The organism is Synechococcus sp. OH30 (assembly GCF_047462175.1).
In the GTDB taxonomy this organism is placed as follows: domain Bacteria; phylum Cyanobacteriota; class Cyanobacteriia; order Thermostichales; family Thermostichaceae; genus Thermostichus.
In genome coordinates this window covers 167,074-185,713 of the sequence record NZ_JANSIP010000003.1, presented here as the reverse complement: position 1 = coordinate 185,713, position 18,640 = coordinate 167,074, and the positions used below count along the sequence as shown (strand labels likewise).

Sequence of the window (18,640 nt, the reverse complement as noted above, 5' to 3'; positions counted from 1 at the left end):
TTCCAGATCTTGGACTTGCTTGCTGCTCTGCTGAAGCTGGGTTTGGAGCTCTGTCAGTTCCGCTTGCCGGTTCTGCAACTCCTCCTCTCTGGCCTGGACTTGCCGGGACAAGTCTCCGACGAGACCCTGCCATCTTTCCTCCTTCCGCGCAGACTGGTCCTGTAGCTCTTCAATCTCTGCTTGGAGGCTTTGCACTCGCCGATCCCTGTCTCGGGCAGAAGACCAAGCAACCCTCGAGGCTACTGCGTTCCCGGCTCCAACCACCAGAGCCACTCTGAGGGCTCTGCCGAGGTCAGACTGAGGCAAAGCGGCAATGCTAGCAGCGGTGAGCGTGGTGACGATGTGGACGTAGAGCGGCTTACGTATGTCCATTGGGAGTGCTGAGTGATCAGAAACCTAAAACTCAGGGTAATCGATGAAGTCAGTGAGGTCTGCGCAAAATACTACACAAAGAAGGAAGAAAGCTTGAAGGGTTGTTAAGTTACAAGGGATCCAAAAAAGAAAGTAGACTTCAACGTTGCCGCATTTGCTGCTCTAAAGCGTCCCCCAGGCCATTTCCGACAAAATTGATGCTCGGTATGTTGAGATCTTCCCTGCACTGCCAGCTTGCTTCCGCGCAGTGCTAGGACGTGAATAAATTGCAGTTGCAATGGTTTGCTACCTAAGGGGTTGACGCTTTAGGAGCCTGCAGACCACTGATGCAAGCGGATGCTGCCTTCCACCCGCTTTTGGTAAGGTTTTCCTCCGCCAACGGACTGTCTGCCCGCAACTTCTTCGTTGCCCACAGTTGCCCTAAAGGAGGGCCGCCTGGGCAACCCTCAAGGGATCCCGGCCACTCCTGTTTGGCGGGCAGCCTGGATCACGGCGGCAGCCACCTGGGGAACTACCCGCCCGTCGAAGACGGAGGGAATGATCCACTGGGGATCCAAATCTTCAGGTGGGATCAAATTGGCGATGGCCTGGGCGGCAGCCAGGCACATCTCGATGTTGATCTGCTTGGCGCGGCAATCCAGAGCACCGCGAAATACCCCCGGAAAGGCCAACACATTGTTGATCTGGTTGGGGTAGTCGCTGCGCCCGGTGGCCATCACCGCCACCCGATCGCTCACCACCTCCGGCTGAATCTCTGGCACCGGGTTGGCTAGAGCAAAGACAATGGGATCCGGCGCCATTTTTTCCACCATCTCTGGGGTCAAGGCATTGGCCACGCTCACCCCAATGAACACATCTGCCCCCACCAAGGCATCTGCCAGGGATCCACTCTTCTCAACGGCAATGGCAGCTTTCTCGGGGGTGAGGTCGGTGCGGGAGCGGCTGAGGATCCCTTGGCGGTCACAGACCACGATATGGGCTGCCCCAGCCCGCCGCAGCAGTTGCGTTACCGCAATCCCGGCTGCTCCTGCCCCGTTGAGGACAATGCGCACCTCGTCTAGGCTTTTTTTGACCACCTTCAAGGCGTTCAGCAAGGCGGCCAGCACGACAATGGCGGTGCCGTGTTGATCGTCGTGGAACACTGGCAGGCTGAGACGGGCCTTGAGCTGGGACTCGATGGCAAAGCAGCGGGGGGCGCTGATGTCCTCCAGGTTAAAGCCGCCAAACCCCGGCGCCAGGCGCACCACTGTCTCCACGATTTCTCCCACATCCTGGGTAGCCAGGCAGAGGGGGAAAGCATCGATATCGGCAAAGCGCTTAAACAGAGCTGCCTTCCCCTCCATCACCGGCAGAGCGGCCTCTGGGCCGATATTTCCCAGGCCCAGCACGGCGCTGCCGTCAGTAACAATGCCAACGCAATTGCCTTTGATGGTGTATTCATAGACAGCACTGGGATCGGCGGCAATCTCCAGGGCCACCCGACCCACACCCGGGGTATAGGCCATGGCCAGATCGGCGGCGCTCTCCAGGGGGCTTTTGGCCACCACCTGTAGCTTTCCTCCCCGGTGCAGCTCAAAGGTGCGATCCACCACCCGCTCCACCTTCACGTTGGGCAAAGAGGCAACAGCAGCGTGAATTTGCTGGGCGTGCTCGCTGCTAACGGCATCCACGCAGATTTCCCGTACCGTTTCGGCTGCCGATTGGTGGATAAGGTCAATCTGGCTGAGGCTGCCTCCCACCTCGGCAATGGCTTGGGTAACACGGGCCAGCGCCCCCGGCTGGTTGGGCAGACGTAGGCGTAGGGCAATGCTGTAGCTGGAGCTGGGGGTGAGTTTTGCCATAGCTTTCTATGGTAGAAGAAAAATTGCTTTCAGCAGAGCAAACTCCTCAACGCTGAGCCCTCTGGTTGCGCCGATCCTCAACTCCCTTCTCCCTCTGAATCGATGGAATAAGCGTAGGATCGAGAAATCCTGCAGACAGGCAACCCTCCTTCCTGCATATGACAACCTCTGCTGCGGCAACTGCCGATTCCGACCTCAATACTTTTGCCGATTGGCTGGAAGGTTACTATAGCAACCGCGCCCAAGCAATGGCAGAGCCCGTGTGGTTTGTGCCGGTGAGCCTTTGGTACGTGCGCCTTCCCCACCTCTTTTCAGAAGGAATCGGCTTTTTTACCGAGCAATTTAACGAGCACACACCGGGCCGATTTTACCGCAGCCGAGTGCTGCAGGTGTTGGCCGATCCCTTGCGGATTGAGAACTATAAGTTACGGGATCAAGCAGCTTGGGCAGGCGCCTCCCAGGAGCCGCAGCGCTTGGCGCAGCTTTCGTTGTCCGACCTGGAGCACTTGCCCGGCTGTCGTATTTTGGTGGAGAAACACCCAGGCTGCTTTCACGGCGAGATGCTGCCCGGGGGAGCCTGTCGCCTTAACCCCGGCGACAGCACCTATATCCATATTGAATTTGACCTCACGGCCCAGGAATTCATCACCTGGGATCGCGGCTTTGACGCCACCAGTGGTCAACAAACTTGGGGATCCCGCGCCGGCCCCTACCGCTACCAGAAAGGGATCCCGCCCCGCCTTTGGAAATAGTTAGGGGAGCAAAAAGGGAAACAAGTCGCGAACCCCTTTGCGCAGCTTGAGTAAAAAGATCAGGCGCTCCACCCTTGGCGAAACTGATCCCGTAGCGGGACGAGTTGCCAGCTGCGCCTGCAACTCCTGCGCTTCAGTGGCAGAGAGGGGTTGGTTATCAACTGGTGAGCGGGTGTCCAGGCTGGGCTGGGCCCGCAACACCTCCTCTGGAATCTCAGAAGCCGGGGGTAACGACCAGGCTGGGCCGCAGGGATCTAGCCCAAGCAGCAACCAGCCGACGCAGCTACCCAGTCCCACCCTCCAGAACTGTCGGCTCATCCCACCCCTTTTCCTGGCCTTCTTGGCCTCTCGGGAGCAGACTGCTGCCTGGCTAGGTTAGCTAGCCACAGCTTCCGAGCGCTCCTGGATTACCCGGTCAACGATTCCATAAGCCTGGGCTTCTGTAGCCGAGAGGTAGAAATCTCGCTCCACGTCCCGCTCAATTTTCTCCAGGGGCTGGCCAGTCATTTGCGCCAAGAGCTCGTTCATGCGGCGTTTGACCCGCAGTGTTTCGCGGGCGCGAATTTCAATGTCGCTGGCTTGGCCTTGGATCAGTCCCAGCGAAGGCTGGTGCAACATGATGCGAGCATGAGGTAGGGCAAAGCGTTTTCCCTTGGTGCCGGCAGCCAGCAAAAAGGCCGCCATTGAAGCCGCTTGGCCCACGCAGACAGTCACAATGTCCGGCTTGACGTGGTTCATGGTGTCATAAATAGCCATCCCCGCTGTTACAGAGCCACCGGGGGAGTTGATGTACATCACAATATCTTTTTGGGGATCCTGGGAATTGAGGTAGAGCATCACCCCCACAATGGTATTGGCCAAGCTGTCATCAATCGGCTCGCCAATAAACAGGATTCGCTCCTGGTAGAGGCGATCATCAAGGCTAATCCACTGGGTGTAAGGCTCACCGGGCAAACGGTAGGGAACGCGAGGCACTCCAATCGGCATGAAGATCTCCTAGCAAAACTACCCAGAATGGCACACTTGCAAAACTGCTCCCGCCTTTAAGTCTAGCTGGGGCAAAACCAAGGAAACCACTCCCTTGGAGCTAGTCTTGACCTCGTTGTTGGCCGCCAACCCAGTACAGCGCAGGTCTTCCAAGCTCCAACCTCGGCCGGGGGAAAAGGCTGAGCAATTTTGCAGTAAGAATCCCTACACCGGAACTTGAGCCATCGACGGATCCCTCCACCTTAGTTTTTGGCTGCTGCCAGCTTTGGCAAGCCTTTGGAGCTGGTCAGCACCTGGTCAATGAGGCCGTAGGCCTTGGCCTCTTCCGGTGTCATGAAAAACAGCCGCTCCGTATCCTTTTTGAGGCGCTCCACAGGCTGTCCTGTGCTGCGGGAGAGTTCCTCCAGCATCATGTTGCGGAGGGTTAGAATCTCACGGGTACGAATTTCAATGTCGCTGGCCTGTCCACGTGTGCCTCCGTAGGGCTGGTGCAGCACAATCGTGGCGTTGGGTAGACTGGCCCGGAACCCCTTGGCACCCGCTGCTAACAGCATGGCCGCCATGCCAACAGCATTGCCAATACAGATGGTATGCACTGGCGGCTTGATGTAGTTCATGGTGTCCAGAATAGCAAACGCTGCCGTGTCATAGTTGTAGGTGCCTGTCGAGTTGATGTACATCTTGATCGGCTTTTCCCGATCCTCGTACTGCAAATACAGCAGTTGCTCAATGATTAGCTTGGTAACGTTGGCATTCGACTCTTCCGCTAGAGGTAGACCCAGGTAGACAATGCGCTCCTGGAGCAGCAGGGAAGCCAAATCAGGGGGCGGTGTCCGAACCGGAGCGCCGCCGTAGTAGTAGTAGGTAGATTGCACCATGCCAGAGTTCTCCTAGAGCCAATCCCTTGACTTAAGGATAAAGAGGGGAAGTTAGGAACAAGGGATCCGGGAGCGGCAACGGATCCCTTGTCCGGTAACCAGAGCCGAAGCCCAAGCTACCGATTACTCGGCTCCCTGTGGCAAGAGCACCGGCTCTGCCTGCGTGACCAGCACCTTGGGCTTGCGCTCCTCGTCCACGTCGATGAGGACTTCGGATCCCTCTTTGACGCGGCCAGTCAAGATCTCCTCTGCCAGCAGGTCTTCCAACAGGCGCTGGATGGCCCGGCGCAGCGGACGTGCCCCGTAACTGGGGTTGTAGCCCTCCTCCACCAGCAGGTCTTTGAAGCGATCGCTGACCGTGAGGTGAATTTTCTTCTCCTTCATGCGGTCGAACACTTCCTTGAGCAGGATGTCGGCGATCTGCTTCACCTCGTCCTTAGTCAGTTGCCGGAAGACGATAACCTCGTCCACCCGGTTGAGGAACTCGGGGCGGAAGTACTGCTTCAGCTCTTCGTGCACCAGGTTGCGGATGCGGTTGTAGTTGGCCTCTTCCTCGTTGGCATTGAACTCGAAGCCGAGGCTGCCGCCACCCTTCTCGATGACCCTGGAGCCAATATTAGAGGTCATCACGATCAACGTGTTCTTGAAGTCCACCGTGCGACCTTTGGCATCTGTCAGGCGGCCATCTTCGAGAATCTGCAGCAGCAGGTTAAACACGTCCGGGTGGGCTTTCTCAATCTCGTCAAAAAGCACCACCGTGTAAGGGCGCCGCCGCACCGCTTCCGTGAGCTGGCCTCCCTCGTTGTAGCCCACATAGCCAGGCGGGGATCCAATTAGCTTGCTGACCGTGTGCCGCTCCATGTACTCCGACATATCGAGCCGGATCATGGCCGACTCGGAGCCGAAGAAGTAGGCTGCCAAGGCCTTGGTCAGCTCAGTTTTGCCCACCCCAGTTGGGCCGCAGAAGATGAAGCTAGCGATGGGGCGATTGGGATTTTTCAGCCCCACGCGAGCGCGACGAATAGCGCGAGAGATGGCCCGCACCGCCTCATCTTGACCGACGATGCGCTGGTGCAGGGTCTCCTCCATATGCAGCAGCTTCTCCGATTCACTCTCGGTCAGCTTGGCCACCGGCACCCCTGTCCAGGCGCTCACCACCTGGGCCACATCTTCCTCGGTGACCTCTGGCATCTCCGTGCGGCTGCTGTCTTCGGCTTTCTTGGCCGCTGCGATGGCGCGGATCTGCTGCCTGATCTCCATCTCCCGATCCCGCAGCTCACCTGCCCTGTCGAAGTCCTGGGCTCGCACTGCGGCATCTTTTTCCCTGAGAACCCGCCGCAGCTCCTGATCGAGCTCTCGCGCTGCTGGCGGCAGTTGGGAATTGATCAGGCGCACCCGCGAAGCTGCTTCGTCGATGAGGTCAATAGCCTTGTCCGGCAAGAACCGGTCGGAGATGTACTGATCGGCCAACTTGGCCGCCGCTTCCAGAGCGGCATCGGAGATCCTCAGCTTGTGGTGCTGCTCATAGCGCTCCCGCAGGCCATAGAGAATCTCAATGGTCTCAGCCACACTCGGCTCGCCCACCATGATGGGCTGGAAGCGGCGCTCTAGAGCGGGATCCCGCTCAATGTGCTTACGGTACTCATCCAGCGTGGTGGCACCAATGCACTGCAGCTCGCCGCGGGCCAAGGCAGGCTTAAGGATGTTGGCAGCATCGATGGCACCCTCCGCCGCCCCGGCTCCAATCAGCGTGTGCACCTCATCGATGACCAGGATGATGTTGCCAGCGTTGCGGATCTCATCCATGATTTTCTTGAGGCGCTCTTCAAACTCGCCGCGGTACTTGGTGCCAGCCACCAGCAGGCCGATATCCAAGCTGATTACTCGCTTGTCGGCCAAGATGTCAGGCACATCGCCTTGCACAATGCGCTGGGCCAAACCTTCGGCAATGGCAGTTTTGCCCACCCCTGGCTCACCAATGAGGACAGGGTTGTTCTTGGTACGGCGGCCCAAGATCTGGATTACCCGCTCGATCTCCCGCGTCCGACCCACCACCGGATCCAGCTTCCCTTCCTGAGCCAGCTGAGTCAGGTTGGTACCAAACTCATCCAGGGTGGGTGTCTTAGTGCGGCTGGAGGAGCCACCCCCTGCTGTTACTTCGGCGGTTTCGCCCAGCATGCGGATGACTTGGGTGCGCACTTTGGCCAGATCCACCCCTAGGTTTTCCAGAACTCGGGCAGCTACTCCCTCCCCTTCTCGGATCAGGCCCAGCAGTAGGTGCTCAGTGCCAATGTAGTTGTGGCCAAGCTGGCGTGCCTCTTCTAGGGAGAGCTCCAGCACTCGCTTGGCCCGGGGAGTAAAGGGGATCTCGACAGCCACAAAGCCAGATCCTCGGCCGATAATTTTTTCGACCTCAATTCGGGCGTCTTTTAAGTTGACTCCCATGGACTTGAGGACCTTGGCGGCAATCCCCGTGCCCTCACCAATTAACCCCAACAAAATTTGCTCAGTGCCAACAAAATTGTGACCTAGCCGTCTGGCCTCCTCTTGGGCCAGCATGATCACCTTGATGGCCTTTTCCGTAAAGCGTTCAAACATGATCCTCGGGCTCCCTACGCCTGCATCAAGGCGGACCTGATAGGCCTGATCCTAACACAGGATTCAGGCCAACCACGGTATGGTAAACACCCCAGACGAAGAATCATCTGGGCCTAGAACGCGCCTGGAGAGATTTGAACTCCCGACCGCGTGGTCCGTAGCCACGTGCTCTAGTCCACTGAGCTACAGGCGCAAGAGTTCACCTAACCACGCTAGAGAGGGACATCTAACGCGGCTTAAGCATTGTAGCACAGAAAAGTCCAACAGCGGTGTAGGTATCCGCCCACGTTCACCAATGTCCTGGCCCAGGATCCTGGAACTTCTCTCCCCCTTGAGGGGCAGACCAGACTCCCAGGGCTATCCCTACGTGCCCTAAGGCCAGGGGGGTTGAACTGGCCCACAGAAGCACCGCAGCTTGGGGAAGGTGCGCCGCTCTATAGCCTCTCGTCGGACCCCAACACCTGTGCCATACCTCTTTGCTTGGGATCAGTGGCGTACATGAAGGCAAAGCTGAGGGAGGGATCCCTGGGCAAGGTGACACGGCTCTACCAACCTTCAAAAAACAGCTCGGCGCCGCCATCCCGGTGATAGCCAGCATGGGGCAGGGATCCCCCATCCGCTAAGCCGTTTTGCTTAGGGCACCTTGCCCCTGGAGAGCAACTCCCTCGAGAATCCCTAGAGGATAGAGAAATACCTATGAGTACCAAAAGAATGATTGTATTGTTTCTATGCCTGTCTGCTTTTAGGATGTCAACCAAGCTGAGCTTTAAGGATTTCTTTACGAGGGAAATCTGTCGGTCTAGCGGCTTGCCCTAGAAAGGCTTCCCTTGGCATGCACATATTTTCTTCTCTCGGAGATGAGGTGATCATGACATCACGTCGCAACTTTTTGTTGTCTGCGGGTGCAGTCACAGTGGGTGGGCTTGTGGGTGGCGGCCTAGCACGGGCCAGGACGGGCTACTGGGTTGCCCAAGCCAGCGGCCCGGAAACCCCTAACCTCAGGCTAGGTTTTATTCCAATTGTGGAGGCTGCCCCCCTGATCATCGCCAAGGAGAAGGGCTTTTTCGCCAAGCACGGCATGACCGGCGTAGAACTGCTGAAGCAGGCCAGTTGGCCGGCAGCGAGGGACAATGTGGTGATCGGCTCGGCGGGTGGGGGCATTGACGGCGGCCAGTGGCAGATGCCGATGCCCCATCTGATCCACATCGGCGCCATCACCAACAACCAACCGGTGCGCATGGCGGTTCTGTGTCAGTTAAACACCCAAGGCAACGGGATTGCCATTGCGGGAATGCACGCCGGCAAGGGTCTGGGGCTGGATGTTTCCGGAGCTGCGGACTACATCAAAAATTTCAGCGCCACCAAAGGACGCAAGTTCAAAGCTGCCTACACTTTTCCCAACGCCAATCAAGATTTTTGGATCCGCTACTGGCTGGCCGCGGGGGGCGTAGATCCGGATCAAGACATTGAGCTATTGACAGTGCCCTCGGCTGAAACGGTGCAGGGGATGCGCAATGGCACCATGGATGCTTTCAGCACCGGGGATCCCTGGCCCTACCGAATTGTGGCCGATGGGATCGGCTTTATGGCAGCCCTCACGCAGCAGATTTGGCCTTTTCACCCCGAGGAATACCTGGCCATTCGTGCCGACTGGGTGGAAAAAAACCCCAAAGCCACCCGCTCTGTCCTGATGGCGGTCATGGAAGCGCAGCAATGGTGCGACGATCCGGCCAACCGTGAAGAGTTGGTGCGCATTCTCTCGGGGCGCGCCTATCTCAACGTGCCGGCCAAGGTTCTCACGCCTCCTTTCCAGGGCAAGTATGACCTGGGAGACGGCAAGCCGGCGGTTCAAGATTTCAACGCCGGGCCCCTGTACTGGGAAGATGGGCGGGGCAGCGTTTCTTATCCCTACAAGAGCCATGACCTGTGGTTCTTGACCGAATCGCTGCGTTGGGGCTTCCACGCCCGCTTCCTCAAGGATCTGGATACTGCCCGCCGTCTGGTGGATGAGGTCAACCGCGAAGATCTCTGGCGGGAGGCGGCTCAGGCTTTGGGAGTGAAGAACATTCCCACCAGCACTTCGCGGGGAACGGAGCGTTTCTTCGATGGGGTGGTGTTTGACCCTCAAGATCCCCAGGCCTACTTGAACAGCCTGAAAATCAAGAGGGCCTAGTCTCGGCTCAGGTCAACATAGACGTGCTTCTTGTGTAGCAGAGATCTAGCCCATTTGCGGGAGTCTATTGAGTTAAAAAAGCTGGGCCAAGCTGCCCGCTCCCCTCGAGTTAAACTGTTAGCCTTGCGCCTTTTGAAGAGTTCTGATGAAGAATTCTAAACGCTGGGGTGAGGATCGGCCATGTTGGCTCTACTTCACGTTCCGCGGGAATACTCCAGGGATCCCTGCTTCGAGAGACCGGCCCAGCCCTGCTGGGACAAGCTTATCCTCTCGATAGCGATGGGGGTGCTGATTTTGCTGATTGTTGTGAGAGTTTTGTCGAGCTTGCAGTCCTTATGTTTGCCCGTCCAAGGAAGAGGCAAAGCTGATCCAAGTTCGTGCTCTGTTGCCAGCACTTTGTAAAACCCTATCCTCTCTAGGAGCCATGACGACGACACTTCCTTCTCCGCCAAAGTCTTCAACGGCCAAGTTCGACTTTGCCAAGTATCGGGATCAGATCCTCCCTCCCGTAGTTGGCATTGCGGGATTTTTGTTAATCTGGCAACTTTTGTCCAGCGCCAACCTGATCCGGCTGCCGGGGCCATGGGAGGTTTGGATGGATGAGCGCAGCCGTTATCTAATCCTGCATCCTCTGTACTACAATAGCGACCTCGACCAAGGACTGCTGCGGCAAACTTTGGCCAGCCTGCAAAGGGTTGCCATTGGCTACTGCAGCGCTGCCTTGGTGGGCATTGCCCTGGGGATCTTGGTGGGCAGCAACGAGTGGATCAACCGCGCTTTGGATCCCATCTTCCAGTTTTTGCGCATGGTGGCTCCCTTGGCTTGGGTGCCCATCTCCTTGGCGGCTTTGCAGCGCAATGAGCCGGCTGCCCTGTTTGTTATTTTCATCACCTCTATCTGGCCCATTTTGATTAACACAGCAGTGGGGGTAAGGCAGATTCCGGAAGACTACATCAACGTTTCTAGAGTGTTGAGGCTTTCCAAGATAGACTTCTTTTTTAAAGTGCTGTTGCCCTCTGCTTTGCCCTACATGTTCACAGGTTTGCGAGTTGGCATCGGCCTCTCCTGGCTGGCAATTATTGCTGCAGAAATTGTCATGTCTGGCGTGCCAGGGATCGGCTTTTTTATCTGGGATGCCTACCAGCAGAACTATGTAACTGAGATCATCGTTGCTGTCATCTACATTGGGGCGGTGGGCTTGCTTCTGGATCGACTGGTGGCTGCCCTGCAAAATAAGCTAGCCAACCGCTAGAGTCCTTTTTTGCAGAGCTGTTATTCCAAGAGTAGACCGCACAAAAACCCCTTTGCAGCACTTAGCTTGGGGGTGAGGTCTGGGGTCAAGTTGCTGAGCAAGTTGAGGTTATCCACAGGTGGGGAGGTCTGCTGTGTCTGTATTGGTTAGTCTAGAGCAAGTGGAAAAAACCTTTGGTCTACCTGGGGGGCAGGAATACATTGCTCTTAAAGGGATCGATCTCCAAATTCACCGCGGGGAGTTTGTCTCCTTAATCGGCCACTCCGGCTGCGGCAAGTCCACCCTGTTGAACATGGTGGCGGGGTTGTCTTTACCTACTGGAGGGATCGTGGCTTTGGATGGACACACCATCACCGTTCCCGGCCCCGATCGCATGGTGGTGTTTCAGAATTACTCCCTTTTGCCCTGGCTAACGGTTCGGCAAAACATTGCCCTGGCGGTAGACGCTGTGCTGAAAAACTACTCCCCAGCAGAACGTCGGCAGATTGTCGAAGAACATATCGATCTGGTTGGTTTGCGGCAGGCGGCGGATAAGTTCCCAGCGCAACTGTCAGGGGGTATGAAGCAGCGGGTAGCCATCGCTCGCGCTTTGGCGGTAAGGCCCAAGGTGTTGTTGTTGGACGAGCCCTTTGGCGCTTTGGATGCCCTTACCCGAGGAAATTTGCAGGAGCAGTTGATGCGCATCTGCGAAGAACATCACGTGACCACCCTTATGGTTACCCACGATGTGGATGAAGCTGTCCTGCTCTCGGATCGGGTGGTGATGCTGACCAACGGGCCAGGATCCCGAATTGGCAACATTTTAACCATCGATATTCCCCGCCCCCGCCGCCGGTTGGAGGTGGTCAATCACCCCAGCTACTACAGCTATCGCAGCGAGATTATCTACTTTTTGAACCAGCAAAAACGGATCAAGCAGTGGCGGGCCCGCCGCAGCACCGTGGTGGCTAGGCACGGTTTGGAAAAGATCAACTTGGAGATTGGCTTTGTGCCCCTGACCGCCTGCGCCCCGCTGGCGGTGGCCAAAGAAAAGGGGTTTTTTGCCAAACACGGCCTGGAAGAAGTCAATCTGGTGCGGGAAACCAGTTGGCGAGGGATCCAAGACGGCATCCAGGAAGGTTACTTGGATGCGGCCCTCATGCCTGCCGGTATGCCGGTGTGGATGTCTCTGGGCGGCGGGGACAATCCGCCTCAGCCGGTGGTGACTGCCCTTACCTTGACCCGCAACGGCAATGCCATTACCTTGCACAGGCGCTTCTACGAGCAAGGGATCCACACGCTGAGCCAGTTGAGGGCTTACATCTTAGATAGCCCCAGCCGTCGGCTAACCTTTGGAGTGGTGCATCCCAGTTCCATGCACAACTTGCTGCTGCGCTATTGGCTGGCAGCCGGCGGGATCCACCCGGATCGCGATGTTGTGCTGAAAACCCTGCCCCCGGCCCAGATGGTGGCCAACCTAACAGCCGGCAACATCGACGGCTACTGTGTAGGAGAGCCTTGGAACTTGCGGGCCGCTCTGGAGGGCAGCGGTTTTGTGGTGGCTACCGATCTGGAAATCTGGCCCGGCCACCCCGGCAAGGTGTTGGGGGTGCGGGAGGATTGGGCTAGGGCCTATCCCAATACCCACATTGCCCTGGTGAAAGCGCTGCTGGAAGCCTGTCGCTACTGTGAAGATCCGGCCCACCACGACGAGATTCGCGAGCTGCTCAGCCGCCGCGCCTACCTGAGCACTGATCCTTCCTACATTCAGCTGGGGGATCCCCAGCGCCTGCTCTGTGACCTAGACATGCCAATGCGGGAATATGCCCACCACCGCTTCTTTCTGGGCGCCGGCAACCGTCCCAGCCGCACTGAGCATCTGTGGATGATGACGCAAATGGCCCGCTGGGGGGATCTGCCCTTCCCGCGCAACTGGGTAGAGATCGTGGAGCGGGTGTGTCAGGTGGGAGTCTTCAGTACGGCGGCCCGCGAGCTGGGGCTGGATGTGTCTTACCAACGCCAGCCCATTCAATTGTTCGACGGGATCCCTTTTAATGGTGAGGATCCCTTGGCTTACCTCAACAGTCTGGCAATTAAGCACGACATCTACGTGGCCGAGGTTGCTTGGGATCGTCGTCCCGTGTTGCTCTAGAGATTTCCTTGGCAAAAGCATGTTCCCAGTTGTGAGAAAACGATGAATTGGAGCACCCCACGATGACTGCTCTCTTGACAACCTCTACCCCAGCAGCCACAGCCGCAGAGCCCTACTTAACCCTTGAGAATGTCAGCAAGACTTACCCAACTCCTAAGGGGGAGTATCCCGTATTGCGCGATATCAACCTCAGCGTCTGTGAAGGAGAATTTGTTTGCATCGTTGGGCATTCCGGCTGTGGCAAAACCACCCTGCTGAATATGGTTTCTGGCTTTACCCAGCCCACCAGCGGCTCGGTGAAGCTTAAAGGCCAGCCAATTACAGCTCCTGGGCCAGATCGCATGGTGGTGTTTCAGAATTACTCTCTTTTGCCCTGGCTCACAGTTTATGAAAATGTTTACTTGGCTGTTCAGGCGGTGTTTCCCCAAAAGAGCCAGTCAGAAAAGCATCAAATTGTAGAAGAACACCTAAATTTGGTGGGACTGGGGGAAGCAGCCCAGAAATATCCTCCGCAAATTTCCGGAGGGATGAAACAGCGGGTGGCCATTGCCCGTGCCTTGGCAATCCGCCCAGCAGTGCTGATTTTGGATGAACCCTTTGGGGCTTTGGATGCCATCACCAAAGAAGAACTTCAGGAGGAGCTGCTGCGCATTTGGGAGGAACATCGCTGCACAGTTTTGATGATCACCCATGACATTGACGAGGCACTGTTTTTGGCCGACCGTTTGGTCTTGATGACCAGTGGCCCTGCGGCTACCATCGGGCAAATCATCTCTATTCCCTTCCCGCGTCCTCGCGACCGCGAGCGAATGCTTGAGGATCCCCAGTACTATCGCCTGCGCAACTCCGTCCTCAGCTACCTCTACGGGCACGAGGCCAACCCTGAGGCGGCCCACCTGTGACTACGCCCTCAGGTAGAGGCTCTTTGGCCAAGCGGGTAAGGATCAGTCGTCTAGGGGCTCTATCTTGGGATCCAAGCTCTTGGCAGTCAGGCGCAAGGCTTCCGCCTGATCCATCACCCGCGGCGCTTGCACTGCCGTCTCAACCCCCTGGCGATAGCTCTCCCACAGAGGCATTTCCGGGTAGGTCTGCTGCAATTCCTTGATTTCATCTAGCAGAGCCTCCAGCCAGCCAGCCGTGCCCCAGGTGAGCAAAAACTGCAAGGGATTCCAGAGGTTGAGTTGCCGCCCCAATTCGTTGAGGCTTTCGTTGCGAAGGGGCGGATCGAAGATGTCGGCCACCGTCATCAACTGGCGCCCCAGCAGTGGCCTGAGGGTTGTCTCAGCAGCCTCTACGACGGCGGGAAGGGCGGCTTGGATGCGCTCGGGACTGGGAATGTGCCGGGCCTGGGGCAAAGCTTGCAGCAGCAATTCCAGTCGTCGTTCGGCTTCTGCTGACTCCAAAGCCGCTTCTAGGGTGGTGCCCACGCTGAGAAACACTTCTCCCGTCAACAGCCGCCCTGCATCGATAACCAAGTGGTACAGCGGGGGGATCACCAGCTTGATCCACTCGCTCTGGAACAACTCCCGCAGCCGCCGCGCCAGATACTCCCCCACCTGCGTGGTTTGGATCCCCACTTGGGTGAGGGAGAGGTACCAGTCGGGCGGGGATCCCTTGGGATCCAGCCACTGGCGCAGGGTTTGCCATTCCTCTTCGGTGAGGGCAGTTCGCCCCTGTTTTAAGATGCTGCGCCGCAGCTTGCCCTCGGCATTCAAGAGCTTGCGCAACTCTGGTGTACCCAGCAACGAGAGGGCGCCTGCGGATCCCACGCTGCCGATCTCGATGGCAATGAGGACGGCCAAGAGGGCGGCTGAGGCTTTCACGTGGATCTCGCCGCTTTTGTCCATGACCAAAGGTAGGCGGCTGTTGCCATAGGCCCGCAGGCTCATTGCCACCAGGGCGGAGCGCTGCTCAGCAGTCAACACCCCCGCCCAGGCAGGGATGCCGTTGGTTTCTGCCCTGGGATGGGTTGGCTCCTGCAGGCTGTGATAGAGCAGGCTGGCCACCCAGGCTCGGTCGGCAGCCCGTTCCAGAGAGCCGATGACCACCTCCCATTGGCTGGGGTTGAGCAGAGGCAAAAGCGCTTGCAGTTCTTGCTGGAGGGGCTCTGGAGAGGTTGTGGCTCTGGCTTTGTCCAGAGTTGCCTGTAGCCGATCCCTTGCTTCGCGGCACAAGCCACCCCACTCCAGTTGCAAACGAGCTAGGGTCTGCTGCACTGTTTCTTCGGAGCGTCGGGGCAGCTCCTGCCAGCCCGCCTCCAGTTGCCGCCACAGCTCCTCCCAGTTTAGATCCCCAGCTCTGGCCCACGAAGGTGGAGAGTTCGCCGGCGCAGCGGATGGGGCAGCGCTGGGATCGAGATTGGGGGAGAAGACGGGATCCGAAAGCTCAGGCATGGGCACCTCAGGGAATTACCGGCATTGTAGCTAGGGGTAGAAGGCGAGCCGCGGCAAACCCAAGGTTTCCGGCCACCCCATCATCAGGTTGAGGCATTGCACCGCTTGCCCGGCTTGCCCTTTCATGAGGTTGTCGATGACCGACAGGACAATCACCCGGTTGGTGCGAGTATCCACCTCCACCCCAATCATGCAGGTGTTGGTGCCAGCCACCCACTTGGTTTGCGGATAAACGCCGTGGGGCAGTACCTTAACCCAGGGGGATTGGCGGTAGAAGGCGTTGTAAATGGTGATGAGATCCTCGCCCACCAGACCAGGATCCCGCAGGTTGGCATACAAGGTCACGTGGATGCCCCGCACCATTGGCACCAGGTGGGGCGTAAATTGCACAGTGATGGGGGTGTGGGTGAGGTCGGAGCAGGCCTGCTCGATCTCGGGTGTGTGGCGGTGTTGGGCCACGCCATAGGCACCCAGCGAGCTGTCCACCTCGGCAAAGAGGGATCCCAGCTTGGGGGTGCGGCCCGCCCCGGAGACGCCGGACTTGGCATCAAAAATCAAGCTGTCCAGCTCCACCAACCCTTGCCGCAGCAAGGGGGCAACTGCTAGAAGGGAGGCCGTGGGGTAGCAGCCGGGGCAGGCTACCAGTTGGGCTTGGGCAATAGCCTCCCGGTAGAGTTCCGGCAGCCCGTAAACCGCCTGCTCGTTGGCCTGGCGGTAGGCAGGGCTAGGCCAGTTGGGATCCGTCTGGCCCAGGCGATACCAGGATTGGTAGGTGGCCAGGTTGCGAAAGCGGTAATCCGCCGAGAGATCTAGGACTTTGCACCCCTTGGCCAGCAAAGGCGGCGCTAGGTCTGCCGCCAGGCCATTGGGCAGAGATAAAAAGACAACGTCGCTGCTAGCGGCAATGGCCTCCACATCCACTGGCTGAATGGTCAGATCAACCGCCTGCGCTAGGTGGGGGTAGAGATCCCCGTAGCGCTTGCCGGCGCTGTCTTGACCGGCCAGGTAGGTAATCTGCACGCCGGGGTGTTCGCTAAGCAGCCGCACCAGCTGCACCCCTCCATACCCGGAGGCCCCGACGATGGCAACGCGGACGGGATCAGTGGGAGGAAGAGAACGAGGCGCCGTAGTGGCCATGGGGGCTGCCTGCACAAAATTGACGGCTTGCCTTACTATTTATCGCATTTGTCTATCCCAGTTGCCGCTGCATTGCTTGAACCCGCCTGGGGGTCACTCGACTCCGAAGGCCCTTATTCGACCGCCGCTAAAACCAGGAGGAGAGGTTTGTCTTTGGAGAGGCGTTTCACGGTTGACCCCGGGAGTAGGGCAGGAGGGGCCGCCGGCTTCGACTATTGCTGCCGAGACACCCCAGGCCAGCTAGCCGGCGAGGGTCAAAACGCCAGGCTGAACCTGCCGGGGCACCACTGAGAGCCGATCCAACTCGGCACAGTAGGCCAGATCGCTGTCGTTTTCGGGGCTAATTGCCAGTAGCCGCTGTCCATGGCTGGAGCGCCGCAGCAACCCCAACAGGTCGTCCTGCCAGGTTTGGTACACAGCCAGGGCGGCCACTGCTTCGTCGTTGCCCAACTGCTCCCACGAGCAGCCCAGGCAGTGCAGAATGGCCCCCGCACAGGCAGTGTCTTCCAAGGCAAAAGCCCCTTCCCAGCCGGATCCCACCAGCCACACCTCGGCAAAAGCTCCTCGCCTGAGGAACTCCACCACCGCTCCCACGTTCACCAGGGCCGCTGTGAGCACCACCGGGATCCCTTCCAAGCGCTGAAGGGTGCGGGTGCCGTTGGTGGTACTCATCAAGATGCGCCTGTTCCGCACACGCTCAGGGGTGTATTCGCGGGGGGAGTTGCCCAGATCGAACCCTGCCACTGCTTTGCCGCCTCGTTCCCCCGCCAAGAGCCGCTTGGAGGCTGGCCAGCTCTGGCTGGCCGCTTGCAAGGACTGCAAATCGGCAAACACTTGAACGGCCTCTGCCCCTGCAGCTAGGGCTGTGGCGATGGTGGTGGTGGCCCGCAGCACATCGATGGCTACCGCACAGGCTGGGATCCCTGACGGCGGCACTTGCTCAGGGGTATGGAAGTGGAAGAATCGCATGAGAAGTTCAACTAGTGCCCCAAATTAGAACTCACGCCGGGCAAACACCACCACCGTCAAAATGAGCAGCAAGACGGTGTAGATCAGGCTGTAGAGCGCATCACCAAGGAGCTGGGTGGGCGGGGGGATTTGGCCGTAGACGGCAGCATCCCTTAGATTGAGGCGCTCCAGATCGGGCAAGACCAAGTAAATGACCTCAAACACCTTGCCAAAACCTGCCTCTTCCACCAGCCTGCTTAACTGCAGCAGGGCGCGGCTGGCGTGGCCCATGATGAACAGGGCAATTGTGTAGAGGGTGGCCAAAATCGGAGAGGTAAAAACTCCAAACAGCAGCGCTGCCGCCACAATCAGCACCAGTTCCAGAAAGGTGAAGACGGTTGCCCAGAGAACCGCCCAGGGGGAAATGGGGGCCTGCACCACCAGCAGGCTCAGCAAAAAGATGGCCGTCATCATTGCTAGCAGCACCGACAGCAGCACCGACAGACCCAGGTGCTTGCCGACGATGAACTCCGCCCGGCTCATAGGCTTGGCAATCAGCACATAGACCGTGCGCCTTTCGATTTCTTTGTGAACCATTCCCGTGCCAACGAAAATGGCCACCACCAGCGCCAGAAAGTGAATGGCAGCTAGGCCCAAATCGGCAATGATTTTGTGGTGGGCTTGGTTGGCTACCTGGGGGATGAAAACGATGGCCCCCAGCATGGCCACCGCAAACACCATCACCAGATAGAGAATGCGATCCCGAATCGTTTCCCGGAAAGCGTTGTGGGCAATGGCCAGCACTCGCGCCACATCCATAGACTTAGCCCGAAGGCAGGGACAATCAACTGTACACTTGTAGCAAATCCAGCCCTTATTCTATGCAGTTCCAGGCCCAGATCCAGATTCACCTCCGCCCCTCGGTCCTTGATCCTGCCGGGGCTGCTCTCCAGGCTAGCTTGCACCAGTTGGGGCACACCCAGGTGCAGGGGGTGCGCATTGGCAAACACATCCAACTGCGGCTAGAGGCCCCTGACGCCGAGAGTGCCCGAGAGCAGGTGCACCAGCTGTGCCATCAACTGCTAGTCAATCCGGTAATCGAGACCTATCAAATCCAAATAGATCCTGTTTGAGAGGTCCAGCCTCTCCTGGAGGGGCTCTCTAGCGTTGCTCTCACC

General features: G+C 58.1%; 15 protein-coding genes and 1 tRNA gene. 6 read left to right on the top strand and 10 right to left on the bottom strand.

Features of this window, described 5'->3' with window-relative positions; all coding sequences use genetic code 11:
• Nucleotides 1–818: 818 nt before the first annotated feature.
• Nucleotides 819–2,213, bottom strand: a complete 1,395-nt coding sequence (locus NW830_RS05150; RefSeq protein WP_414360320.1) for a malic enzyme-like NAD(P)-binding protein — start codon at nucleotides 2,211–2,213, stop codon at nucleotides 819–821.
• Nucleotides 2,214–2,371: 158 nt separating this feature from the next.
• Here NW830_RS05150 and NW830_RS05145 point away from each other — a divergent pair, with 158 nt between their 5' ends.
• Nucleotides 2,372–2,965, top strand: coding sequence for a chromophore lyase CpcT/CpeT (locus NW830_RS05145; protein WP_414360322.1), 594 nt, complete (start codon nucleotides 2,372–2,374; stop codon nucleotides 2,963–2,965).
• Here the strand turns inward: NW830_RS05145 and NW830_RS05140 are convergent, their stop codons facing one another.
• The 5 genes from NW830_RS05140 to NW830_RS05120 form a co-directional block, all read right to left on the bottom strand.
• The gene (locus tag NW830_RS05140) at nucleotides 2,966–3,283 is read right to left on the bottom strand and encodes a hypothetical protein (RefSeq protein ID WP_414360324.1); all 318 of its coding nucleotides are present in this window, start codon (nucleotides 3,281–3,283) and stop codon (nucleotides 2,966–2,968) included.
• 57 nt (nucleotides 3,284–3,340) lie between these two features.
• Nucleotides 3,341–3,952 carry an ATP-dependent Clp protease proteolytic subunit gene (locus NW830_RS05135; RefSeq protein WP_414360327.1) on the bottom strand — a complete coding sequence of 204 codons (612 nt, stop codon included), beginning with the start codon at nucleotides 3,950–3,952 and terminating at the stop codon, nucleotides 3,341–3,343.
• 242 nt (nucleotides 3,953–4,194) lie between these two features.
• Nucleotides 4,195–4,830 carry an ATP-dependent Clp protease proteolytic subunit gene (locus tag NW830_RS05130; protein WP_414360330.1) on the bottom strand — a complete coding sequence of 212 codons (636 nt, stop codon included), beginning with the start codon at nucleotides 4,828–4,830 and terminating at the stop codon, nucleotides 4,195–4,197.
• Between the two features lie 123 nt (nucleotides 4,831–4,953).
• On the bottom strand, nucleotides 4,954–7,428 hold the full coding sequence (locus tag NW830_RS05125) for an ATP-dependent Clp protease ATP-binding subunit (protein WP_414360333.1): 2,475 nt from the start codon (nucleotides 7,426–7,428) through the stop codon (nucleotides 4,954–4,956).
• Nucleotides 7,429–7,547: 119 nt separating this feature from the next.
• Nucleotides 7,548–7,621 (bottom strand) — tRNA-Arg (locus tag NW830_RS05120).
• Between the two features lie 675 nt (nucleotides 7,622–8,296).
• Between NW830_RS05120 and NW830_RS05115 the strand changes: the two genes are divergently transcribed.
• The 4 genes from NW830_RS05115 to NW830_RS05100 all read left to right on the top strand — a co-directional run bounded on the left by NW830_RS05115 (nucleotide 8,297) and on the right by NW830_RS05100 (nucleotide 13,886).
• Nucleotides 8,297–9,601, top strand: a complete 1,305-nt coding sequence (locus NW830_RS05115; protein ID WP_414360336.1) for a CmpA/NrtA family ABC transporter substrate-binding protein — start codon at nucleotides 8,297–8,299, stop codon at nucleotides 9,599–9,601.
• A 424-nt stretch (nucleotides 9,602–10,025) separates the two neighbouring features.
• On the top strand, nucleotides 10,026–10,853 hold the full coding sequence (gene ntrB, locus NW830_RS05110; RefSeq protein WP_414360339.1) for a nitrate ABC transporter permease: 828 nt from the start codon (nucleotides 10,026–10,028) through the stop codon (nucleotides 10,851–10,853).
• A 133-nt stretch (nucleotides 10,854–10,986) separates the two neighbouring features.
• Entirely contained in the window at nucleotides 10,987–12,984 is a 1,998-nt protein-coding gene (locus tag NW830_RS05105; RefSeq protein WP_414360341.1) for a nitrate ABC transporter ATP-binding protein, read from the top strand.
• Nucleotides 12,985–13,046: 62 nt separating this feature from the next.
• The gene (locus tag NW830_RS05100; protein ID WP_414360343.1) at nucleotides 13,047–13,886 is read left to right on the top strand and encodes an ABC transporter ATP-binding protein; all 840 of its coding nucleotides are present in this window, start codon (nucleotides 13,047–13,049) and stop codon (nucleotides 13,884–13,886) included.
• A 42-nt stretch (nucleotides 13,887–13,928) separates the two neighbouring features.
• On the opposite strand, the gene NW830_RS05095 is transcribed toward NW830_RS05100, so the two are convergent.
• The 4 genes from NW830_RS05095 to NW830_RS05080 all read right to left on the bottom strand — a co-directional run bounded on the left by NW830_RS05095 (nucleotide 13,929) and on the right by NW830_RS05080 (nucleotide 18,281).
• Complete coding sequence (locus tag NW830_RS05095; RefSeq protein ID WP_414360346.1) at nucleotides 13,929–15,377, bottom strand: hypothetical protein; 1,449 nt, start codon at nucleotides 15,375–15,377, stop codon at nucleotides 13,929–13,931.
• Nucleotides 15,378–15,407: 30 nt separating this feature from the next.
• Nucleotides 15,408–16,514, bottom strand: a complete 1,107-nt coding sequence (gene argC / locus NW830_RS05090) for an N-acetyl-gamma-glutamyl-phosphate reductase (RefSeq protein WP_414360349.1) — start codon at nucleotides 16,512–16,514, stop codon at nucleotides 15,408–15,410.
• Nucleotides 16,515–16,754: 240 nt separating this feature from the next.
• On the bottom strand, nucleotides 16,755–17,483 hold the full coding sequence (locus NW830_RS05085) for a 2-phosphosulfolactate phosphatase family protein (RefSeq protein ID WP_414360352.1): 729 nt from the start codon (nucleotides 17,481–17,483) through the stop codon (nucleotides 16,755–16,757).
• A gap of 24 nt (nucleotides 17,484–17,507) precedes the next feature.
• Entirely contained in the window at nucleotides 17,508–18,281 is a 774-nt protein-coding gene (locus NW830_RS05080; RefSeq protein WP_414360354.1) for an ABC transporter permease, read from the bottom strand.
• 62 nt (nucleotides 18,282–18,343) lie between these two features.
• Between NW830_RS05080 and purS the strand changes: the two genes are divergently transcribed.
• Complete coding sequence (purS, locus tag NW830_RS05075; protein ID WP_414360356.1) at nucleotides 18,344–18,595, top strand: phosphoribosylformylglycinamidine synthase subunit PurS; 252 nt, start codon at nucleotides 18,344–18,346, stop codon at nucleotides 18,593–18,595.
• The last annotated feature ends 45 nt before the right edge of the window (nucleotides 18,596–18,640 follow it).

What these genes read in the sequence shown, in the direction of transcription:
- NW830_RS05150 (WP_414360320.1), bottom strand. Translation starts at nt 2,213, where the DNA reads ATGGCAAAACTCACCCCCAGCTCCAGCTACAGCATTGCCCTACGCCTA.
- NW830_RS05145 (WP_414360322.1), top strand. Translation starts at nt 2,372, where the DNA reads ATGACAACCTCTGCTGCGGCAACTGCCGATTCCGACCTCAATACTTTT.
- NW830_RS05140 (WP_414360324.1), bottom strand. Translation starts at nt 3,283, where the DNA reads ATGAGCCGACAGTTCTGGAGGGTGGGACTGGGTAGCTGCGTCGGCTGG.
- NW830_RS05135 (WP_414360327.1), bottom strand. Translation starts at nt 3,952, where the DNA reads ATGCCGATTGGAGTGCCTCGCGTTCCCTACCGTTTGCCCGGTGAGCCT.
- NW830_RS05130 (WP_414360330.1), bottom strand. Translation starts at nt 4,830, where the DNA reads ATGGTGCAATCTACCTACTACTACTACGGCGGCGCTCCGGTTCGGACA.
- NW830_RS05125 (WP_414360333.1), bottom strand. Translation starts at nt 7,428, where the DNA reads ATGTTTGAACGCTTTACGGAAAAGGCCATCAAGGTGATCATGCTGGCC.
- NW830_RS05115 (WP_414360336.1), top strand. Translation starts at nt 8,297, where the DNA reads ATGACATCACGTCGCAACTTTTTGTTGTCTGCGGGTGCAGTCACAGTG.
- ntrB (WP_414360339.1), top strand. Translation starts at nt 10,026, where the DNA reads ATGACGACGACACTTCCTTCTCCGCCAAAGTCTTCAACGGCCAAGTTC.
- NW830_RS05100 (WP_414360343.1), top strand. Translation starts at nt 13,047, where the DNA reads ATGACTGCTCTCTTGACAACCTCTACCCCAGCAGCCACAGCCGCAGAG.
- NW830_RS05095 (WP_414360346.1), bottom strand. Translation starts at nt 15,377, where the DNA reads ATGCCTGAGCTTTCGGATCCCGTCTTCTCCCCCAATCTCGATCCCAGC.
- argC (WP_414360349.1), bottom strand. Translation starts at nt 16,514, where the DNA reads ATGGCCACTACGGCGCCTCGTTCTCTTCCTCCCACTGATCCCGTCCGC.
- NW830_RS05085 (WP_414360352.1), bottom strand. Translation starts at nt 17,483, where the DNA reads ATGCGATTCTTCCACTTCCATACCCCTGAGCAAGTGCCGCCGTCAGGG.
- NW830_RS05080 (WP_414360354.1), bottom strand. Translation starts at nt 18,281, where the DNA reads ATGGATGTGGCGCGAGTGCTGGCCATTGCCCACAACGCTTTCCGGGAA.
- purS (WP_414360356.1), top strand. Translation starts at nt 18,344, where the DNA reads ATGCAGTTCCAGGCCCAGATCCAGATTCACCTCCGCCCCTCGGTCCTT.